The organism is Kordiimonas lacus, assembly GCF_001550055.1.
Classification (GTDB): Bacteria; Pseudomonadota; Alphaproteobacteria; order Sphingomonadales; family Kordiimonadaceae; genus Kordiimonas; species Kordiimonas lacus.
In genome coordinates this window covers 116,001-137,310 of record NZ_LRUA01000002.1, presented here as the reverse complement: position 1 = coordinate 137,310, position 21,310 = coordinate 116,001, and the positions used below count along the sequence as shown (strand labels likewise).

General features: G+C 56.9%; 17 protein-coding genes. 9 read left to right on the top strand and 8 right to left on the bottom strand.

Annotated features, from left to right (window positions below; all coding sequences use genetic code 11):
* Positions 1-168 precede the first annotated feature (168 nt).
* On the top strand, positions 169-3,189 hold the full coding sequence (locus KORLAC_RS01785; protein ID WP_082714440.1) for a TonB-dependent receptor: 3,021 nt from the start codon (positions 169-171) through the stop codon (positions 3,187-3,189).
* A gap of 73 nt (positions 3,190-3,262) precedes the next feature.
* Here the strand turns inward: KORLAC_RS01785 and KORLAC_RS01780 are convergent, their stop codons facing one another.
* Positions 3,263-4,273, bottom strand: a complete 1,011-nt coding sequence (locus KORLAC_RS01780; protein ID WP_206594833.1) for a hypothetical protein — start codon at positions 4,271-4,273, stop codon at positions 3,263-3,265.
* A gap of 267 nt (positions 4,274-4,540) precedes the next feature.
* Between KORLAC_RS01780 and KORLAC_RS01775 the strand changes: the two genes are divergently transcribed.
* From KORLAC_RS01775 to KORLAC_RS01755, 5 genes are all read left to right on the top strand, one after another.
* A complete protein-coding gene (locus KORLAC_RS01775; RefSeq protein ID WP_068301969.1) occupies positions 4,541-5,254 on the top strand; it encodes a phage tail protein in 714 nt (237 codons plus the stop codon).
* Between the two features lie 71 nt (positions 5,255-5,325).
* Positions 5,326-6,000: a phage tail protein gene (locus KORLAC_RS01770; RefSeq protein WP_068301967.1), complete on the top strand. Its 675-nt coding sequence runs from the start codon at positions 5,326-5,328 to the stop codon at positions 5,998-6,000.
* Between the two features lie 118 nt (positions 6,001-6,118).
* On the top strand, positions 6,119-8,506 hold the full coding sequence (locus KORLAC_RS01765; RefSeq protein ID WP_068301962.1) for a patatin-like protein: 2,388 nt from the start codon (positions 6,119-6,121) through the stop codon (positions 8,504-8,506).
* A 204-nt stretch (positions 8,507-8,710) separates the two neighbouring features.
* On the top strand, positions 8,711-9,349 hold the full coding sequence (locus tag KORLAC_RS01760) for a phage tail protein (RefSeq protein ID WP_068301959.1): 639 nt from the start codon (positions 8,711-8,713) through the stop codon (positions 9,347-9,349).
* A gap of 104 nt (positions 9,350-9,453) precedes the next feature.
* Positions 9,454-10,587 (top strand): DUF2891 domain-containing protein, encoded by a 1,134-nt coding sequence (locus tag KORLAC_RS01755; RefSeq protein WP_068303097.1) that lies wholly within the window; start codon positions 9,454-9,456, stop codon positions 10,585-10,587.
* 499 nt (positions 10,588-11,086) lie between these two features.
* Here the strand turns inward: KORLAC_RS01755 and mutL are convergent, their stop codons facing one another.
* From mutL to KORLAC_RS01740, 3 genes are all read right to left on the bottom strand, one after another.
* Positions 11,087-13,000 (bottom strand): DNA mismatch repair endonuclease MutL, encoded by a 1,914-nt coding sequence (mutL, locus tag KORLAC_RS01750; protein ID WP_068301955.1) that lies wholly within the window; start codon positions 12,998-13,000, stop codon positions 11,087-11,089.
* An 81-nt stretch (positions 13,001-13,081) separates the two neighbouring features.
* On the bottom strand, positions 13,082-13,513 hold the full coding sequence (locus tag KORLAC_RS01745; RefSeq protein WP_068301953.1) for a hypothetical protein: 432 nt from the start codon (positions 13,511-13,513) through the stop codon (positions 13,082-13,084).
* Positions 13,514-13,518: 5 nt separating this feature from the next.
* The gene (locus tag KORLAC_RS01740) at positions 13,519-13,881 is read right to left on the bottom strand and encodes a hypothetical protein (protein ID WP_139167492.1); all 363 of its coding nucleotides are present in this window, start codon (positions 13,879-13,881) and stop codon (positions 13,519-13,521) included.
* A gap of 202 nt (positions 13,882-14,083) precedes the next feature.
* Between KORLAC_RS01740 and KORLAC_RS01735 the strand changes: the two genes are divergently transcribed.
* Both KORLAC_RS01735 and KORLAC_RS01730 read left to right on the top strand, forming a co-directional pair.
* Positions 14,084-14,440, top strand: coding sequence for an ArsR/SmtB family transcription factor (locus KORLAC_RS01735; protein WP_068301946.1), 357 nt, complete (start codon positions 14,084-14,086; stop codon positions 14,438-14,440).
* The gene (locus KORLAC_RS01730) at positions 14,433-14,972 is read left to right on the top strand and encodes an SRPBCC family protein (RefSeq protein WP_068301943.1); all 540 of its coding nucleotides are present in this window, start codon (positions 14,433-14,435) and stop codon (positions 14,970-14,972) included. Before KORLAC_RS01735 ends, KORLAC_RS01730 begins: the two co-directional genes overlap by 8 nt.
* Positions 14,973-14,988: 16 nt before the next feature.
* On the opposite strand, the gene KORLAC_RS01725 is transcribed toward KORLAC_RS01730, so the two are convergent.
* Positions 14,989-16,158 carry a hypothetical protein gene (locus KORLAC_RS01725; protein ID WP_139167491.1) on the bottom strand — a complete coding sequence of 390 codons (1,170 nt, stop codon included), beginning with the start codon at positions 16,156-16,158 and terminating at the stop codon, positions 14,989-14,991.
* A gap of 135 nt (positions 16,159-16,293) precedes the next feature.
* Here KORLAC_RS01725 and KORLAC_RS01720 point away from each other — a divergent pair, with 135 nt between their 5' ends.
* Positions 16,294-17,304 (top strand): helix-turn-helix domain-containing protein, encoded by a 1,011-nt coding sequence (locus KORLAC_RS01720; RefSeq protein WP_139167489.1) that lies wholly within the window; start codon positions 16,294-16,296, stop codon positions 17,302-17,304.
* Between the two features lie 63 nt (positions 17,305-17,367).
* On the opposite strand, the gene KORLAC_RS01715 is transcribed toward KORLAC_RS01720, so the two are convergent.
* Genes KORLAC_RS01715 through ileS form a run of 3 tightly spaced genes read right to left on the bottom strand, consistent with a single transcriptional unit; the run spans position 17,368 to position 21,169 of the window.
* Positions 17,368-17,793: a DUF3035 domain-containing protein gene (locus KORLAC_RS01715; RefSeq protein ID WP_068301934.1), complete on the bottom strand. Its 426-nt coding sequence runs from the start codon at positions 17,791-17,793 to the stop codon at positions 17,368-17,370.
* Positions 17,790-18,323 (bottom strand): signal peptidase II, encoded by a 534-nt coding sequence (lspA, locus tag KORLAC_RS01710; RefSeq protein WP_068301932.1) that lies wholly within the window; start codon positions 18,321-18,323, stop codon positions 17,790-17,792. Before lspA ends, KORLAC_RS01715 begins: the two co-directional genes overlap by 4 nt.
* 8 nt (positions 18,324-18,331) lie before the next feature.
* Positions 18,332-21,169: an isoleucine--tRNA ligase gene (gene ileS, locus KORLAC_RS01705; RefSeq protein WP_068301930.1), complete on the bottom strand. Its 2,838-nt coding sequence runs from the start codon at positions 21,167-21,169 to the stop codon at positions 18,332-18,334.
* Positions 21,170-21,310 lie beyond the last annotated feature (141 nt).

Genomic DNA, 21,310 nt, shown 5'->3' with positions numbered 1-21,310 from the left:
TGTGATTATTTTGTTACTAGTTTGATTTTTAAGGGATTTTTCCAAAGTAAAATACTTCATTTCATTTGAAACAAATCCAACAAGAGGGTCTTTTCTCCGTATGTCGCGCTGTCCGTAAGAACAGCCGACCTCGAACTTGGTTCGCCATTTCACAGAGGAGGAAAACTCATGGCAACTACATTTGGCCCGGATCGCCTGAAGGGGGCGCGATCCAAACTTCTTGGCGGCACCGCCACAGCGCTTGCGCTGATGACAATGGGTGCAGGCACTGTTTATGCGCAGGATGCCGACGCCGATACAGACGATGTCAACCTTGAAGAAATCGTTGTAACTGGTTCCCTTATCCGGAACCCTAACCTCACGCGCTCTGCGCCGGTATCTGTTGTCTCCACAGACGAGATGGATTACCAGCAAGCAGGCGTTGCCGAAGAACTTCTGCGTGAAATTCCAGGCATGGTACCTTCCATCGGTGCCCAAGTGAACAACGGCAACGGCGGTTTCTCCTATGTGAACCTGCGCGGCATCGGCTCCAACCGTAACGTCGTTCTGCTGGACGGCCGTCGCCTTTCGCCATCCGAGCTTCAGGGTCGTACCGACCTGAACAACATCCCGCTCGCGATCGTTGACCGTGTTGACGTCCTGACCGGCGGCGCAAGCACCACCTACGGCGCTGATGCTGTTGGCGGTGTGACGAACTTCATCACCAAGAAAAATTTCCACGGCGTTGAAGCAAACGTGGCGTATGGCACCACTGAAAAAGGTGACGGCGATACCAAGCGTTATGAAATCACTGTAGGCACAAACCTCGACGACGGTCGTGGCAACGCGATCCTGAGCGTAGGCTACCAGAAATCAGACGCTGTATTCCAAGGTGATCGTGACTTCTCCAAAGACACGCTCTTCTACTGGGACGGTACAGCTGGTGGTTCTGGCCTCGGCCCGTTCAACACCCGTTTTGGTAACGTGAACCCAACTGGTGCAGACAATTCAAACCTGCCTCTGGGTGGCGTTCAGGACGACCGTACGTTCGCAGCTGCGTTTACACCGTTCAACTACGCGCCGTTCAACACGTTCCAGACGCCGTTTGATCGTTACAACATCTACGCTTCCGCGAATTATCAGATTTCGGACAACGTAGAAGTCTACACGCGTGCGATCTTCTCCAAGCAGACCGTAAGCACCATCATTGCTCCATCTGGCGCATTCGGTGACGCGGTAACTGTTTCCCTGAACCACCCGTTCCTGTCTGACGCTCAGCGGAACGCATTCTGTGCGTTCGATACTGACCCGGCAGCTGGCGTTTACACGCCGCTTTACACTCAGGCTGAGTGTGACGCCGCCGGTGCAGCGGTTGATGACAGTGACCCGAACTACCGTGAAGTCAACACCCAGCTGCGTCGTCGTAACGTAGAAGGCGGCCCACGGATCAGTGACTTCAACTCCACTTGGTTCGATTACCAGGCTGGCCTGCGCGGTGAGATTGGCGACAGCATGAACTGGGATGTGTATGCATCCTACGGTCAAGGCGACCAAACTCAGGTTCAGAAGGGCTACTGGATGAAGTCTCGCTTCCGTCAGGCCCTGCTTGCCGGCCCTAACGGTTGTAACGATACATCAAATGGCTGTGTACCAGCTGATTACTTCGGCCCAACTGGTTCGATCACTGAAGAAATGAATGCCTTCCTGGCTGGCGGTGAAAGCAACATCTCCACCAAGTTTGACATGGGCCAGGTTGTTGGCTCCTTGTCCGGTGAGATGGACTTCACAACACCATGGGCATCTGATGGCCTCAACTACGCAGTAGGCGGTGAGTGGCGTTCCTACTCCGCATCCATCGAATCCGATCTGCTGTCGCAGTCCGGTGACCTCGGTGGTGCTGGTGGTGCGCAACCAAACACTTACGGTGGCTACAGCGTATACGAAGCAGTAGCCGAGGTTCTTCTGCCAGTCGTGCAAGATGCCGACTTCGCAAAAGAGCTGACGTTTGAAGCAGGTATCCGTTACTCCAACTACACTGTGGACGACGAAACCAGCCCTAAGTATGACACGACTACTTGGAAGCTGGGCCTGAGCTGGACCCCGATCGACGATGTTACCATCCGTGGTACATTCGCTCGCGCCGTTCGCGCACCAAACATCACTGAGCTGTTTGCTCCGCAGAACACTGGCTTGACCAACCTGCAAAGTGATCCATGCGCAAGCGTAAACGACCAAGGCGTGAACAACGGTAACGTGCCAACTGGCGCACTGCGTGACGTTTGTATCGCACAGGGTGCTCCTGCCGGTGCTATCGGCTTCATTCCACAACCAGCAGCTGGTCAGGCCAACGGTACCTTCGGTGGTAACCTCGACCTGAAACCAGAGAAATCAGACAGCTGGACAATCGGCATTATTCTGCAGCCTGAAGCCATTCCTGGCCTGACGGTCACTGCAGACTATTACAACATCAAGGTAGAAGATGCGATTAACGCTCCAAACCCTGGTGACGTGATTGCCGCTTGCTTCAACAACGCAAGCACAGACAATCCTGCTTGTTCTGCGATTGGCCGTTCGCCGATTGACGGTGGCCTTTCTGGTGACAGTGCAGTTGTTTCCGGCCTGGACCTGTTCACGTCCAACAACGGTAACCTTGCAACAGACGGTATCGACTTCTCCGTATCTTACGGCATGGCGATCACCGACGACATGCAGTGGGACACCCGCGTATCTGGCAACTGGACCAACAGCTCCACGTTCCAGGCTGTAACTGGCGTATCGCTCGACCGTGAGTGTGTAGGCCTCTACAGCGCGAACTGTGCCTCGATCCAGCCTGAGTTCAGCTTCAACTGGCGTAACACGCTGTCGTTCGAGAAGTTCGACGTGTCCCTGAACTGGCGCCATATCAGCAGCAACCAGTATGAAAACCTGGGCGATCCAACCGACCCTGTTTTCAGTGGCGTCCCTCAGAACCTCACGGAAGAGTCTGATTTCGGCACAACTCCAGCGTACAACTTGTTTGACATGTCTGTTCGCTACCGCGTTCTGGAAAACGTGACCCTCACCGGTACCGTATCCAACCTGTTCGACAAAGAGCCACCACTGACTGGTTCCTTCATCGGCTCAACAGGCTTCAACAGCGGCAACACTTACCCGTCGACATTCGACACCCTGGGTCGCCGCTTCAGCATCCAGGCACGCATCACCTTCTAAGGTTGACGCACAGAGCAAAAACGAAAGGCGGGCTTTTGGCCCGCCTTTTTCTTTGCAGCGAAGTAAAAATTGATCAGATGAGGGGCGCAGGCAAAGCCATACTGATGCCAGCATTTTGCGCCACAGCTTCAGCCCAGGTATGTACCTTCTCAATTTCGTCAGCATGTAGCTTCTCACCCTCGCGCTTTGCCGCGTCACGGGCATCCGCATCAAACGCTTCATCATTTTTGGAATGCTGCAGAAATACAGGACCATTGACCAGGCCGTCCAACACTTTGCCTTCAAGCGATAAACTGAAATGAGTAGCGAGGGCAGCCATAGCGTCCCCAGACGCTGCCATCAGTCGGGTACTATCAAGGGTTCGAACCCTTGACGCCCCAAACTTCTGCACGATCTGGGCGAACAATGCGTGCTGGGCCAACCATCCAACCGCCGCAGCCTGCAAATCTGTTAGCTGCAGATAGTCTTCGCCTTCGAGGCCGAGATCAATCAGGCCCTCGCGCATCTGCTTGACCATCAATTCCCGAACCCACAGGCGCCCGAACATGCCCTTGCGCGCGATCGAGCCAAGAAAGTCCCGAAGGGGGGCATGCAGGAAAACCGCCCTGGCATCAGGCCGCACATGCAGCATCAACCCCGCCAAGCCATTCACCAGGTTGGATGGCTTCACCACAAGCGCTTCACCGTCACCGAACGGTCGCGAAAGAATAGCCAGCACGCTAGCCATGACACTCGCCAGCTCCTGGGGCTGTGCCCCACGCATGCGCCACCCTGAGAGGTCGTTCAGGATTTGCGGCTCCTTCAGGCCCATGGAAATGCCCGGCAGGTCAAAGGCGCGCGCCAACAGCGTCGAGCAGCAATAGGCCGAATGAAAAACGAAATGCAGCGGGGCTTGCCTACCAGCTGCAGCGGCCGCTGCCAAATCAACTGCTTGCGGATTGGCCGCGTCCGCCAAATACTCATCCGTCAGGAACACAGCCTTACGGTGATCTTCGCGCGTGGCACGGATAAAATGCACGTGGCCACGGGCGGGATCAAACCTGTGAGGCCACCAGTTGGGGTTGGCTACATTCAATTCTGTCACGCCTATAGCTCCACCATGTTTGCGCTGATGCCAACCTAGCGCAGCACACCCCCGGCGTCACCGCATAAAGCCCTTTATAATCTTAGGTTTACAGGAACACAGCACCCAAAAGCCCGGTCAATCCCAGCTATACAACCATCAAAATACAACTTTTGCGGAAACTATTTGCCGTCAAATACAATCTATAGAAACTTCATGGAAGGTGTTCACAGATGTAACAAACAATGACCTGACCAAAATAAAGCTAAGGAATAAGGGAGCTTAATTATGAATAAACCACGAAACAAGAGTCTCACACGAGGGGCAGGCGCCGCCTTACTGGGGCTTTCGGCACTGGCTGTCAGCAATGTCGCCGAAGCGGAATGCAACGACAACGACTATACAGGCCAGATCTGCCTGATGGCCACGAGCTACTGCCCAGAAGGAACCCTGGAGGCAGACGGAACGATGCTACAAATCGTGAACTATCCCGCCCTCTACAGCCTCCTCGGCACATCCTTTGGCGGCAACGGATCCACTTACTTTGCTCTGCCGGACCTGCGTGGGCGCGTGCCCGTTGGCATCGGGCAAGGACCGGGCCTGAACAATGTCACATTGGGACAGACACGGGGCCAGGAGAGCGTCATACAAGTGATTCCTCAAATGCCCGCCCACACTCACACGGCCACTTTCACTGCCAATGCCAGCGACCCCGTGCATGTTGAAGTTGCTGCGCAGGAAGCCATCACCGGCAAGGTAACCGAAAAAAACATGCTGGCTGAACCAAACACCGGCGCGGCCCCTGCCGATAGCGTGAACCTGTTTTCGGGCACAAGCCCGGCTACCGTTCCCCTGGCTGGCGTCTCGGGCGGCACCAACACTGGTGGCACTGTGGCGGTTGCATCCACCGGTGATGGCCAGCCGATCAGCGTCGTCAACCCGCAGCTGGGATTGCGCTATTGCATTGTCACCAACGGACAATATCCGGCACGCCCTGAATAAAGACCAAGCCTGCTATTGGCCACAGTAGGCCGGACCACTGACCGTCCGACCAAACAACAAGGGGATTTCCCGTGAAAACACATTATCGCAACATCCACCGCGCGCGACTGGGCGCCCTTATGCTCGGTCTTTCCGCCCTTGGCGTCTCCGGCGCAGCCGAGGCCAACTGCACAGACCCAGACTCCTCCTATACCGGCTCGATCTGTCTGACTGCCGCTTCCTACTGTCCAACGGGCATGGCCGAAGCAAATGGCGCACACATGCTAATTTCAGAGTATACGCAACTCTACGCCCTCCTCGGAACGACATATGGCGGTGATCGGCGAACATTCTTCTTGCTCCCAGACCTGCGCGGTCGGGCCCCCGTTGGCGCAGGAACCGGGCGGGGACTCAACCCCGTGCAAATGGGGATAGCCTACGGCCAGGAAACCGTTTCCCAGACACTTGATCAACTGCCCCGACACAACCATACGGCCATCTTCACCCCGAACCGCAGCCAAACCGCGTCTGTTGAGGCAGGTGATCTGGAAACCACATCTGCGAACACAGGCACCCAAACCACGCCTGTGGATACCGACGGCGATACGGACATTACGCCGACCCGCCACCGGCATCATGGCGCCCCAAGTGGGGGTACAGTGACAGTCGGGGATACCGGGAACAATAGCCCCATGCCGGTTGTCGGCCCCAGACTAGGCATGCGGTATTGCATTGTCACAAATGGCCAATTCCCACCGCGCGACTAACCGATCCTGGCCGGACCACTGACCGTCCGGCCAAACAACTATTTGCGTTTCGCGCAAAAAAACGCAAACTATCCATAGGGTTGCGGGGCACTTGCCGCGCACGAAGGATTAGGCGGACATGCGCGAAAAGGAACTCAGGCTGGCGTTGGTGTGTTATGGCGGGGCTTCGCTTGCCATCTATATGAACGGCATCTCCAGCGAAGTCCTGAAGCTCGTGCGCGCGTCCAAGGCCTATCACGGTGTTTCGGACCGCATCGAGCGCGCGGCGGCCACCTTTGATCAGGCCGCCCCGAAGCGCCCTTACCGTACAGACACAGAAAGCCTCTATTTCGAGCTATTCCAGGCCTTGGGGCAAAAGCTGGAACTCAGGGTGATCGTTGATGTGGTATCCGGCGCATCCGCAGGCGGCATCAACGGCATTTTCCTTGCCCGCGCGCTGGCTCATGACCTGGATTTCGACCCACTCAGGACCATGTGGCTCAACCTGGCAGACATTGAAGAGCTGATGGAAGAAGACACCATCGCCGACCGCACCAGTAAGCTGTGGTTCTATCCCTTCATCTGGCTCTTTGGCGGGCGCGCTTTCGGCGATCATGCACCAGATCAGGAAACGAAACGCAAGCTGTTCCGCTTTGTGCGCTCGCGCTGGTTCCAGCCGCCCTTCTCTGGCACCCATATGCTGACCTGGATGCTCAACGCCTGCGAAAACATGGGCCACGCCGAAAGCGGGCACACACTGATGCCGCCCGGGCACAAGCTGGACCTGTTTGTCAGCCTGACCAACTTCTTCGGCCAGCCGCGGCGCATCAAACTGCATGACCCCAAGGAAGTGTTGGAGCACCAGCATAGCGTAACCCTGAATTTCGGATTTCGCCAGGCTGCCACCGGCACAACAGTGAGCGACTTTGGAGACGACAACATACCAGGCCTCGGGTTTGCGGCTCGTGCGACATCCAGCTTCCCCGGCGCTTTCCCGCCGCTCAGATTCAAGGATCTGGAAGACAGGCTGACGGCCAGGCGGCAAGCCTGGCCCGCGCGGGATTTCTTCATGACGAAGAATTTTCCTGCCCTCATAAGCGACAAGGCCACCCTGTATGATATGTCCTTCATTGATGGCGGGGTGACCAACAACAAACCGTTTGGCGCTGCCATCAGCGCGGTATATGAGCGCCCGGCCCACCGCGAGGTAGACCGCCGCATCATCTATGTGGACCCGCTGCCGGATGACCCGGAGACGCTGCTTGAAGGCCAGCGGCACAAGGAATTGCCGGGCTTCTTCCGCACCATCCTCTCGGCGCTGGCGGAAATACCGCGCCGGGAACCGATCTACGAAGACCTGCGCGCCATCGACAAGCAAAACAAGAATGCCCGCCGGTTTGAGGCCACGCTGCAGTCGGCCGAGGCACAAGTAAACCGGCTGGTGGACAAGGTGTTGAACCTTGACCGGGAACACAAGGTGGATACCGCCATGCTGGCCAGCTGGCGGGAGCGGGCACACGAGGAAGCACACAAACACACAGGCTTCAGCTACTCCAGCTACATGCAGTCCAAAACCGTGCGCATGGTTGAACGGATCGCCCAGTTGATGGTTGAAGGCGCAGCCATGCGCGGTGTGAAGCTCTCTGAATCCGACATGTTCGAAGCACTCAGGCAGTGGGCTGAACGCAAGGGCATGCTGTGCCCTGAAGGCGGTGTGGTTGATATTGTCCCGGAACAGGGCCAACAACACCATGTGCGGCGCCTGCGGGAACTGGACGTGGATTACCGCATCAGGCGGCTCAGGTTCGTGATCATGAAACTGAACCGCTTCATGCAGCAGGACAACCAGGGCCATCTGGTCGAGCCGGTCAAGAAGATCAAACGCCAGATATACACCATGCTGGAAAGCTACCGCACCCGCTGGGCGCCAGAGCATTTTGACGAAGTCATTTTCGAGCGGCTCGTCACCCAGCCAATAGACGACATGGCGATCACCGCCTTCCTGGATTCCATAGCCTCCGCCATGGAACTGGAAGACCTGGACTATGAGCAGGACGAAACCTTTGCGCTGGCGCTTTCCATATTGCCGCAAAATGCGCTCAGGCTGACACTGTTCCGCGCCTATGTAGGCTATGCCTTCTATGACGTGCTGATGCTGCCCATGAGCCAGGGTGCTGACCTTCTGGAAGTGGACGAAATCCGCGTTGCGCGTATCAGCCCGCTGGACTGCGAAAACATGCAGGACGACCACGACCAGCAACCGCTACTAGGCACCCAGCTATACAATTTCGGCGCCTTCTTCAGCCGAAAGGCACGGGAAAACGACTATATCTGGGGCCGCCTGCACGCCGCCAGCCGGCTGGTGGATTTCATGCTGGACGCGGCAGGCGACGATCCGCTGCCCGCGGATTATGACCTCGAAGGCTTCAAGAAGCGGTTGTTCATGACCATCTTGGAGACCGAAGAAGCCCACATGGAAGAAAGCAAAGCCCTGATCAAGGGCCTAATGGAGCGCTTCAGCGCCTGACCTTCCTTGTCGAATCTTTGTCCAATGACCCCTCTCAAAACACAACGTAAAAAAGCATATACTTGTTAAATTCACTTTTTGGTTGTCTTATTGCGCCCTACAATCGCTTCGCAGTGCCGCTTTGGGGGCGGCACTCCCCTCCTGTCCTGAGTTGTATATTTGGGCGCGCACGCGTCCCTCATCACCCCTGAACGGAGACCGACAATGACACTCAAACCTATCCATCTTGCAGCCTGTGCCGCGCTTGGCACCGCCGCAAGCCTATTTGCTTCAGACGATGCACAAGCAGGCTGCAACCCGGCCTATGCTTTTATCGGCGACATCTGCGCCACCGGCGCCAACTATTGCCCGGCTGGAACGGCAATGGCCAATGGCCATTTGCTACCTATTGCCGATTACCAGGAGTTATACGCTGTCCTTGGCAATATTTATGGCGGCGATGGCAGCACAACCTTTGCGTTGCCTGATCTCAGAATGCGCGCACCGGTCGGGACAGGCCAATATGACGTGTCGGTCCCCCACGGCATGCAAAATTCAGCGAGTATTGGGGAAAAGCTCGGCAGGCTTAATACAATCCAGACCGAGCGGCAACTCGCTCATCACACCCATGAAGCCACCGCTTCCTACCCTACTGGCAGCGAAGGCCCATCCAGCTCTTCCCAGCCACAGGCCGCTGCAACAAAGTCATCCGACATGACAAAAGAACAGACAAGCCCGGCTGAACCGCCAACCATCACAGTTATGCCAACAGGCCACAGCAACAGCATGTATCTTTCCGGACCGCGCTTGGCCGTAACTTACTGCGTTATTACGGAAGGCAATTTCCCAAACCGTAACAAGTAACCATTTTGCCCGGTCACACGCTGGCCGGGCCAGCCTTTCGGCGGTTCGCCGTGGCATCCAATGCGTCAAGATGATATGGGTGAAACCACACATCCATGGGGAGGATATCGGTGAAGAAATCAGTCGTTACATTTGCGCTCGCAGCCGGGCTTGCGCTCGCAGCCTGCGATAGCGGGAATAATCAGGGCACAGCCACAGAGGACCGCACACTGCCGGCCCCACGCGACGGCGTGGTGACAGACCGGTTCGCCCATATGGCGCTTAGCTGTATTCACCGTCAGTATCCGAACAAGATCAGCCATGTCCTGAATTCAGACGCCGATGTGGGCGCCCCGCGTGAGCTGACACCGGCTTTCTATGGCTGTTTCGACTGGCACTCCAGCGTGCATGGCCACTGGCTGCTGGTGCGCTTGATGAAGCTGGACCCCGACAGCCCGTTCGCTGACATCGCTGAGGACGCGCTGGCGGAAAGCTTCACGCCAGAGAACATCAAGGCCGAGGTGGCCTATTATACCGCTGAAGGCCGCAAGTCATTCGAACGCCCTTACGGCATCGCCTGGTTCCTGCAACTGGTGGCGGAACTGGAAGAAAGCACACACCCTGTGCACCAACAGTGGCGGGAAACCCTGCGCCCGCTTGAAGAAGCCATCGTCACCAAAATGACAGACTGGCTGCCCAAGCTGGCCTACCCCGTGCGCCTTGGCACCCACAACCAAAGCGCCTTCGCCTTCGGCCTGATGCTGGATTACGCCCGCACGGTGGGCGACGGCGCGTTCGAAGCCCTGCTGGCTGAACGCACGCTGGATTTCTTTGAAGGCGATACCAGCTGCCCGATCGGCTATGAACCGTCGGGCGAGGATTTCCTCTCCCCCTGCCTGATGGAAGCAGACCTGATGCGCCGCGTGATCGGCGAAGCCGACTTTGCCGTATGGCTGGGCCGCTTCCTGCCGCGCATCCCAAGGAACGGCAAGGCCGGCTGGCTTGAGCCCGCCATTGTCAAAGACGCCACAGACGGCAAGCTGGTGCATCTGGACGGCGTGAACCTTTCCCGCGCCTGGGCGCTGGAGGGCATTGCCTCTGCCCTGCCCGAGGGCGACCCGCGCAGGACCGCCATCCTGGCCGCCGCCGCAGTGCATAAGGATGCGGGCGTGAAAGCCGTCAACGACGAGCATTATGCCGGCAGCCACTGGCTTGCCAGCTTCGCGACCTATCTGGAGACGAAGCGGGGGATAATGTGACAGAACAGCCACCATTAGTCGAATTCGAGAGGTGGGAAACTCCCTTTGAATTTTCGGACACAGTTATCTTTGACGTCCAATATGGCAATGGCGGCTTCTACCTATATTTAGCAGAAGGACAGAAGCTGTGGGACTTAGCGCCATCCAACGAAAAAAATTATGATAGCCTTACAATACGCTTATTCTGCCCAGACGATCAGACTGTATATCGGATAGAGTTTGACCAAATAGGAGCCCACCGTGTGTTAGATGAAGGCGGCTTATTGCAATTATGGTCATCTGACGAAAGGCGAAAAATCAGAAACAAATCTGACAAACCTCCTATGACATTCAGAGTCCGAGGCCACGGGTGGAGTGAAGAAAGCCCTGTAAGTTTCATTCACTCAACAACCGATGGGTGGTCATTTGTGATCTCAAGCTCAATCACATGCGTTGAGGTTTTGTCATTCAATCCACCAGAGATCATAGCGGAGCAGAAGCTGTCTCCACAGCGACCATCCTAACGCCGCCCGAACAGCTTTTCGATATCGCTGAGCTTCAGCTCTACGTATGTGGGGCGGCCGTGGTTGCACTGGCCGGAATGCGGCGTGGCTTCCATCTCGCGCAGCAATGCGTTCATCTCGTCCACGGTCAGCCTGCGGCCCGCGCGCACGCTGCCGTGGCAGGCCATGGTGCCGCACACCTCTTCAAGGCTTTCCTTCAAGCTTAGCGCTTCATCAAGGTCTGTCAGCTCATCGGCCAGGTCGCGTACAAGGCCCGGCACGTCCAGCTTACCCAGCATGGCGGGCACTTCGCGCACCACCACAGCGCCTTCACCGAAAGGCTCGATCACAAGGCCGAGGGCTTCCAGCTCATCCACGCGTTTGAGCAGCCGTTCTGCGGGGCCGTCCTCGAGCTCCACCACTTCGGGGAGCAGCAGGCTTTGCCGCGCCACGCCGGTGGCGGCGATCTGTTTTTTCATGCGTTCATACACCAGCCGTTCGTGGGCTGCGTGCTGGTCGACAATCACGATGCCGTCGGCTGTCTGGCTGACAATATAGGTGGCGTGCACTTGGCCGCGCGCAGTGCCAAGCGGGAAATCCTGCGGCGCAGCCTGCGGCATGTCAGCAACCGGCGCGCCATACGTGGCCTGCTCATCAATCGGGCGAGCGGACGGCGCAGCCATATCACCAGACCGGTCAAACGCCAGTTGGCTTTCCTGCATCTCACCGTAGGAACCGGCGGATGGGTTATACATTTGTTCAGCGACTTCGTTAAAGCCAGCGGGCAGTGTGGGGCGTTCATGGGGCCTGCCGTATGGGAGCGCGTTTGATAGCCCCGAATGTGGCCGCATGGCGCCAAGCGCCGCACCCGCCACGGTGGTTGAGGCCCGGTGCCCCGCCGCCGCCAGCGCGTGCCTAAGCGCCGAGACAATGAGCCCCCGCACCAGCCCGGCATCCTTGAAGCGCACCTCTGCCTTGGCCGGGTGCACATTCACGTCCACAAAGCTGGAGGGCACATCCAGAAACAGCGCCAGAATGGGGTGGCGGTCCCGCGCCAGATAATCCTGGTACGCGCCGCGCACAGCACCGTTCAGCAGCTTGTCTTTTACCGGTCGGCCATTCACGAACAGATACTGGTGCTGGGCATTGCCACGCGAATAGGTGGGCAGCCCGGCAAAGCCGGTCAGGCGAAGCTCTTCGCGTTCGGCGTCAATCTCCAGCGCGTTTTCGCGGAATTCCTTGCCCAGAATTGCCCCAAGGCGTTCAAGCCGCACATCGCCCGTCAGGCTTGTTACCTGCGGTGCGCGGAATGTGGTGCGGTCACCATCAGACAAGGTAAAGGCAACATCCGGGTGGGCCATTGCCAGCCGCTTGATCACATCACCCGCTTGGGCATATTCGGTGCGCGCCGTTTTCATGAACTTCAGCCGCGCAGGCGTTGAATAGAAAAGGTCCCGCACTTCAATGCGGGTGCCAGTGGTGAGCGCCGCGGGTTCCACCGTATTCTTGTGGCCACCTTCCACGCGCACGGCCCAGGCTTCATCTGAGCCCCTGGCCTTGGACGTCACCGTCAGGCGCGCCACAGCCCCGATGGAGGCCAGTGCCTCGCCCCGGAAACCGAGAGACGCGATATTGACCAGGTCATCATCCTTGAGCTTCGAGGTGGCGTGGCGTTCCACCGCCAGAGAGAGCTCATCCGCGTCCATGCCGCGGCCGTCATCCACCACCTGGATCAGGGCCTTGCCGCCGTCGCGCATCACCACATCAATGCGGGTGGCACCGGCGTCGACCGAATTTTCCACCAGTTCCTTGACGGCGCTGGCCGGACGCTCAACCACCTCACCAGCCGCGATGCGGTTGATGGTGCGTTCACTCAGCAGGTGTATAATGCCCGCTTGTGTTGGAAGATCATGTCTGTTCTGGCTTGTCATGGCGCGACCCTATCAGGCTTTTCTGGGCCATGGAAGTGCCGCCGCGTGCAAATTGTCACCCTTCGCGATGGAGGACGAAATCTAGCCTGAAATCAGGAAGGGTGCGGCTCGGTAAAGCCTAATTTCTTCCTCGTCGCACGGGCATCTGTGGCGGTCCTTCATGCGCAAAACCAGCTCATCGCGCACCCGGCTATAGACCTGTGATTCGAAACTGACGCGCTCCTCGTCGCTCATGGCATCAAAGTCATGATGATCCAGGTTTCTTTCCGCCATCAGATCATCGCGGGCTTTGGTATATAGCCCCAATTGCCGTACCCGCAGCATCCATGCCATAGCATCAAACTGTTCAGACTTTTCGGTCATGTCAGCTTTGACCCGCGCTTTGCCTGCCACGTCAAAGGCCTGCAGATACTGACTGAAGGCGGCTTCCGCACTTTCATCTGGTGAATGTGGTTGTGTGCCGCCCGGGGCCTCAAGCGCTGACACGTTTGGCAAAGATGGCGTAATTTTCACGCGACCTACTCCGGGTCCGGGATGGTTACCACGCGGTAGAAATTCTGCTTTTTCCGTTCCAGCTCCATTTCCTCATAGGCTTTCACGGCCTGGGCCATATCGTCCCTTTGGTGCATGCTGTTGAAAACCCGGGCCTCAAAAACGGCGCGTTCGGACGCTTTCATGTCTCGAAGATCCAGAACCGTCAGACCCTCTTCATCCATCAGCGCCTTCTTGGCGGTGATATAGCTATCTAGTTCCAGGGCACGCATTGCCCATCCAACCACGCCCAACTCGGCAATACCGTTCCGCTGATGGGCAATAATGCGCGTCTCACCTGTCCCGTCGAACTGCTCCAACAGCGCACGAAAATGAGAAACTGAGTCCATGACCCCCGCCTGGGTTTCAGTTCTTCCAAAAGATTCAAGATGTTGCGTACTGGTGTCTGTTTTTGCGATGTCCATATCACTGTCCTCGTAACGCAACCGGCAAAGATCTCATAAGCAACCGGTGTGCCAATCGGCAGCAACATTTTGATTATATATTCAACCAAATGGTTGACAATTATCTTCGCCCAAGATACTAAACCATATGGTTGAATATTTATCAGATCGGCTCGACGCCACATTCGCTGCGCTTGCGGACCCCACGCGGCGCGGCATGCTCGCCACCCTCGCCACGGGCGACCAAACGATCAGCGACCTTGCGGCACCCTACGCCATGTCACTTGCGGCGGCCTCAAAGCACGTAAAGAAGCTGGAGGCCGCCGGGTTGGTAACCCGCGAAATTCGGGGCCGCAGCCACATCTGCCGGTTGGACGCCGCGGCACTGCGCGAGGCACACGCCTGGACCGAACGATACCAGAAATTCTGGGCAGGCAGGCTGGACGCGCTTGAAGCCGCGCTGGCAACAGACATACACAAGCCTGAAAGGACGGAAAATGACTGAATTCGCAACGCTGCTGGAACCAGGAACAGCCAGGCTGGAGCGCATGCTGCCCGCTTCAATTGAGCAGGTTTGGGGATACCTGACCGAAAGTGAAAAGCGCGGCAAATGGCTGGCAACAGGGGATATGGACCTTCGTGTCGGCGGCGTGGTGGAGCATGTGTTCGACCACCGCACCCTGTCACCCCACCCGGAGACCATCGAAATCCCGGATAAATACAAAAAGCACTGCGGTATCACGAAAATGATCGGTCACATCACCGCAATCGAGCCACCCCGCCTGTTGGCCTACACCTGGGCAGAGGGTGAAGCCCCGGATTCGGAAGTGACGTTTGAGCTGACAGCCATGGGCGATATGACCAAGCTTGTGATCACACACCGCAAACTGCCGGACCGCGAGACGACAATCGGCGTGTGTGGCGGCTGGCACGGCCATGTAGATATCATGATCGCTGTCCTCAAGGGCGAAACACCCAAGCCGTTCTGGAGCATCTTCCTGCCGCTGGAAGCGGAATATGAAAAGCGCCTGCCATGAGGCGCTTTCCAGATTGCTATTCGGTTTTCTCTATGGGCGCGCCAGTATGGTCAAACTCTGCGGTGGTGGCCTCGCCGGCAGCATCATATTTTATGCGCCGTACTGCCACACCTGAGGCGCGCAAGGCACCATCCGGGCCCAGATAGCGCGTTTCTATCCGGCGATTTTGATCATCATAGTCAAGCTCGACCTTCGCATAGCCTGTATCCGGGTCCACAACCAGCGCCCCATCCGGCCCATACGTGGCCTGTGATATCACATTCCCCTGCGTGTCCTGGTACCGACGAACGCGGCACTTCACGCCGCCCATACAGAACTGGCCACCATCTGCTGTTTCATACCGTTCGCCAAGCATGCGAAAGTGGCCAAGCGGTCTATTAGTCCAATCAAACTCATAAAGCCAGCGTGCATAGCCTGGATCTACGGCCTCAGCCCCCCGGTTCACAAGCTTGCCTTGGTCGTCTCTGAACTCCCACCCCATTTCGTTGCCGTAATCGTCAAACAGGATACGCATTTCTGCAAAGCCCGCCAGCGGATGCATTGTCAGGTTCCCTGTATCGCGATCAATGTTCAGGATTTGATAGAGAAACCCACGATCATCACGGGTGATTAGGGCTGCCTCAAATGGCAGATAGCCAAAAATCACATTGGGGGCCCCATCTTCCTTTGTCTGCGTCTGCCAGAAGCCGCGTTCATGGCCAAGTTCCGCCTGAAATTCGAAGCTTTCGGTTCCCACTGAAACACGCTCCCCATCCAAGCCGAACATCTGCAGCGTCACCACATTCCCTTCCTGAGTATACACTTCGCGGTGCACATTTTCAGACCGGTAATAATGCCGCCACATGGTATCCGGTGCGCCACCAGCATCAAAATACTGGCGCACACGCCGCCCTTTATCATAGCCGTAACGCACCTCATGGGCATAAAAATAGGCATCATTCGAAGGCACGCCATGCTTGAAATATTTGATATTGCTCAACCGGCCTTCGTGGTCATACGCGATCCGATAATGGTCGGTGGTTGCGGCTTTGTCGGCATCGATCTCTCCCCGTGGCGTGTATTCCAGCATGGGAGAAATGACCCCTGCCAAACCCGCAAAGAATTTCACTTCCCGCTGGCCATGTTCCTGCGCATACGCAGGTAGCCCAATGATCATCACTAGAAACAATAATACTTTTTTCTTCATTCTATCCTCCGATCGACATATTTTGGGGCGACATAGCCAAGGGCCAGGGCCGCCCGATGGGGAGAAAAAGGCGTACCTTTCTCTGGATTTCGACCTGAAACGCGAAATCGACCGTTTTTTTTGCAGGATACAATTGTGACTTTTGGACTATTACCGCCAGCCATAGCCCTCATGATAACGGTGTCCGCTCTACTCTTGTTCGCCTACGCAAGGCGTGGCAAGGCAGGTGCTGCAGTCCAGCTGATATTTGCTGTTTATGCTGCAAACTATGGTGTCTTTACATGGGCATACGGAAATCCGTCCGCTGCGGCAGACTATGCCACCCTTATTGTGGGCGCACTTGAAGGGCCTGCCATCTGGTGGCTGGCTCAAACAAAAAACAGTGAGAATACCGGCCTGCCAGCATGGCAGCACATTTTGGTGCCAGCCTCGCTCTTGCTGATGGCTGCCATTTTGCCGCCTACATACATCAGCCTGTCATTTGGCGCCTTGTCGGTCACACGCTTGGCATATGTTCTGGCCGCTGGCTTCATTATTTGGCCGCACCTGAAGACTTCGCCAAAAGCACGATGGGTTGTATGGGTTGGCTTGCTTGCTGCGGCAACCGCTGGCCTTTCGGTGCTCAAGCTTTCCGCCCTGGGGGTTTTCTTGATGGACAACAGCTGGTACGCGCCCACTTGGCTGATAGTCCTGAAGTCCATTGGCATCAGCGCTGCCGTACTGACCTTATTATGGTGGGCTATGGTTAAGCCCGAAATATTGCTGGGCCGGCGGCCGAAGGGCGAGACAAAAGCTGCAACAACAGACGAGCAAGACCTGTATAAACGCTTCACTGAGATGATGAGGAAAGATCGGCTATTTCTTCATGAGACACTGAAAATCTCCGACGCAGCCGAAGTATTGTCGGTGTTGCCAAGAGAACTGTCGGAAGCAATTAACAGATCGTCCGGCAACAGCTTCAAAGCGGAAGTTAGACGCCTACGGATTTCTTTTGCCTGCACACTATTGCTCGGCGAACCCAAAACGAGCGTTCTGGAAATTGCTCATCGATCCGGCTTCGCCACCAAATCGGTATTCAATACAGCCTTCAAAGAAGTAACCGGGCTTTCCCCTTCTGCCTACAGGAAAAAGGGGCACCAATCATAGACGAAAAACTAAAGGCTGCGGCAATCCTGCCTGCGGCCTTTTCCAATTCTAGATGGTTCCGGTTTAGCTGCCGGAAGACACCCGGCGAACGGAGACATTGTCAGTGCGGAATTCGCGCTCATCAGCGTCCAGGATGTCGGCAAGGAGAAGCGTCTTCTTCACCACAGCCAAATCCTTCTGGCCAACGTTGGAGCGCACATCCGGCTCGCTTGGGCCAACGCGCGAGAGCAGGTCGCGCTCAGCATCGCTCTTGGGCTCGGACCGCTTGAACTTCTTGCCCGGGAACAATGCTTCATAAGCCTGACCGCTGGCGTCAATGGTTTGAGCGTTTGGCTCACCCGGACGTGGCGGCGCAAGGTTTGCTTCCGGTGGCACAACAAGTGGCGCCCGGCTGACAACTTCAAACTCGTCGGGGCTGTTCTTACCACCACCGCAAGCAGCAAGCGTCAGGGCAGCCGCACCGATAAACAAAACAGACTTGAGATTCATGAACTCTCTCCTTTGTGGTCGACCGTACCGTCGCCGACCTTTTGGGCATTTTTAGGGCCTTTCGCCGCTGGCCGCAAGCCATCAATGAGCAGAAGCACCACACCGATGGTGATTGCCGCGTCAGCCACGTTGAAAACATAGAAGCTATAGCCCCCTGCATGCAGGTGCACAAAGTCCACCACCGCGCCGTGCAGGAAGCGGTCGATGATGTTGCCAATGGCCCCGCCAAGGATCAGTGCAAGCCCCCAGGCTTCCATTTTCTTGACCGTATCAAACAGCCATTTGGCAACCCACAGACTGATTAGCCCGGTCAGGACAATGATGCCCCATTTTCCAAGGGATTCGCCAAGCGGAATGCCCATCGAGATGCCACGATTCCAGACCATGGAAAAATTCAGGAAAGGCAGCAATTCAACACTGCCTTTTTCCGGCAGCTTGAGGCCTTCGAGAATCCACCATTTCGAGAGCTGGTCGGCCACGAGCAAACCCGCGGCCCCCAAAAGCCCTTTCCGAAAATATGGACCCGCCATCAGGTCGATTACCCTGCAGCCTGGACGTCAAGCCCGGTGACAGCGTCCGCACAGCGGTTACACAGTTCACCGTGGGCTGAGACTTCCTCAGACACCACCCAGCAGCGTTCACATTTGTCACCGCTTGCCGCCGCAGTCACCACAGCCACGCCCTTGACGTCATCAAGGGTGAAGGCGCCTTCTGGTGCCGCGTCTTCGATGAGGCGGGCTGAAGAGGTGATCATCAGCTCTGCCACATCAAGGCCACCCAGCGCGTCGACATAAGCGTGGTCAGCCACATAGATGGCCACATCAGCCTGCAGGCTGGCGCCAATACGTTTTTCACGACGGTCCAACTCCAGCGCGCCGGTCACAACGCGGCGCAGGCGGCGGATCATGGTCCATTTTTCCGCGAGCGCGTCGTTTTTCCAATCCGCAGGCGTCTCGGGCCAGGCCTGACGGTGAACGCTTTCAGCGTCATCGCCAAAGCGGGACAGCCACACTTCCTCGGCCGTGAAGGCCAGGATCGGCGCGAACCATGTGGTCAGGCGGTTGAACACTTCATCGAGCACCGTACGGACAGCGCGGCGGCGGTTGCTGCCTTCAGCGTCACAGTAGAGCGAATCTTTCCGGATATCGAAGTAGAAGCTCGACAGCTCAACAATGCAGAACTGGTAAAGCGCCTGGAAGATCGGGTTATAGTCGAACGTGTTCGCCTTTTCCCGGATCAGCGTATCCAGATCCGCCAGGCGGTGCAGGATATAGCGCTCCAGTTCCGGCATTTCGGCCGCTGGCAGGCGCTCTTCTTCCGTGAAGCCCGCAAGGTTACCCAGCAAGTACCGCATGGTGTTGCGGATTTTTCGATACGCATCAACCTGGCCCTGGATGATCTGGTCACCGATGCGCACATCTTCCATATAGTTCACAGACGTCACCCACAGGCGCAGGATATCGGCACCATACTGCTGGATGATTTTCTGTGGCGCCACAGTGTTGCCCAAGGACTTGGACATCTTGCGGCCTTCACCGTCCATGGTGAAGCCGTGTGTCAGCACATTCTTGTAAGGTGCAACACCACGCGTACCGCAGCTTTCCAGAAGGCTTGACTGGAACCAGCCTCGGTGTTGGTCAGACCCTTCAAGATAGAGGTCCGCAGGGGACTGCAGATCGTCGCGCGCTTCGCAAACGAAAGCGTGGGTGCAGCCGCTGTCGAACCATACATCGAGAATATCGTGCACCTGCTCGTAGTCCTCAGCGTCATATTTGTCGCCTAGGAAGTCCTGCGCTGGGATCGCCACCCATGCATCTGCACCACCATCCTTGACCGCAGCCACGATGCGGGCATTGACGTCAGCGTCCTGCAGCAGCTCACCGGTTTTCTTGTGTACGAACACGGTGATCGGCACGCCCCAGGCGCGCTGGCGAGAGATTACCCAATCGGGGCGGTCAGCAACCATCGCGCGGATACGGTTTTCCGATACCGCCGGGTACCAGTTGGTATCCTCAATACCCTTGAGCGCCTTGCCGCGCAGGCCGCTTTTCTCCATGGAGATGAACCACTGTGGCGTGTTGCGGAAAATGAGCGGCGCCTTGGAGCGCCAGCTGTGCGGGTAGCTGTGGGTCAGGTGGCCTTTGCTGGCAAGTGCACTGGCATCCGTCAGCAGCTCACAGACCTTGTCAGCCACCTTATAAACATGCTCGCCAGCCACCAGCGGCACATGCTCATAGTAGCAACCGCTTTCATCAACCGTGTACGGCACTTCAATGCCAAACTTCACATGAGCGACCTGATAGTCGTCGTCACCATGGCCGGGGGCCGTGTGCACGAATCCGGTACCAGCCTCGGTGGTGACATGGTCGCCCGGCAGCATCGGCACATCAAGGTCATAGCCCTGACCGCGCCAAGGGTGCGCCAGCGCACCGCCTTCAAGGGCTTTGCCCTTCAGGTGGCTGATCACCAGATAATTCTCAATCCGTGCCCGCTTTACGAACTCAAGCACCAGTGCTTCGGCCACAACCAGGCGGTCGCCTTCAGCAACCTGGGCGCCTTCGCCAGCTTCGGTTACCTCAATCACGATATAATCGATGTCAGGGCCATAGCAGACGGCGCGGTTGGCCGGAATGGTCCACGGGGTGGTGGTCCAGATTACCACGCGCGCACCTTCAAGGTCTTCATGCGGGACTTTGACAAACGGGAAGGACACATCGATCTGCACGCTCGTGTGGTCGTGATACTCAACCTCAGCCTCTGCGAGTGCCGTCTTCTCAACAGGGGACCACATCACAGGCTTGGAACCGCGGTAAAGCGCACCGCTTGTCGAGAACTTCAGCAGTTCCTCAACGATCTGGGCCTCGGCCGCATAATCCATCGTCAGATACGGCTTTTCCCAGTCACCGAAGATGCCAAGGCGCTTGAATTCCTCGCGCTGTACGCCGATCCACTCATCAGCAAAGGCGCGGCATTCCTTGCGGAATTCAACCGGGTCAACATCGTCCTTGTTTTTCTTCTTCTTGCGGTATTTTTCCTCGATCTTCCATTCGATCGGCAGACCATGGCAATCCCAGCCTGGCACGTAAGGCGCATCTTTGCCCTGCATCTGCTGCGACTTGACGATCACATCCTTCAAGATCTTGTTCATCGCATGGCCGATGTGGATGTTGCCATTGGCATACGGAGGGCCATCATGCAGCACGAACTTGTCGCGGCCCTTGGCGTCCTCGCGCAAGGTTTTATAGATGGCATCCTTTTCCCAGCGCTTCAGGAACTCTGGCTCGCGCTGGGGCAGGCCTGCGCGCATGGGGAAATCGGTTTTCGGCAGGAAGACGGTATCGCGGTAATCGCGCTTTTCACTATTGTCGGCAGACATGACTGTTTGTCTCGCTCTTGATAAATGGGGCCGCTTCAAAATTGCGTTGCACCCAAAGGAATTCTGGAAAATGTGTAAACTTGAAACCCCGGTCGCTAGTCTATTAGCGCCGGGCCAGTAATTCGAATAATGATGCCAGCG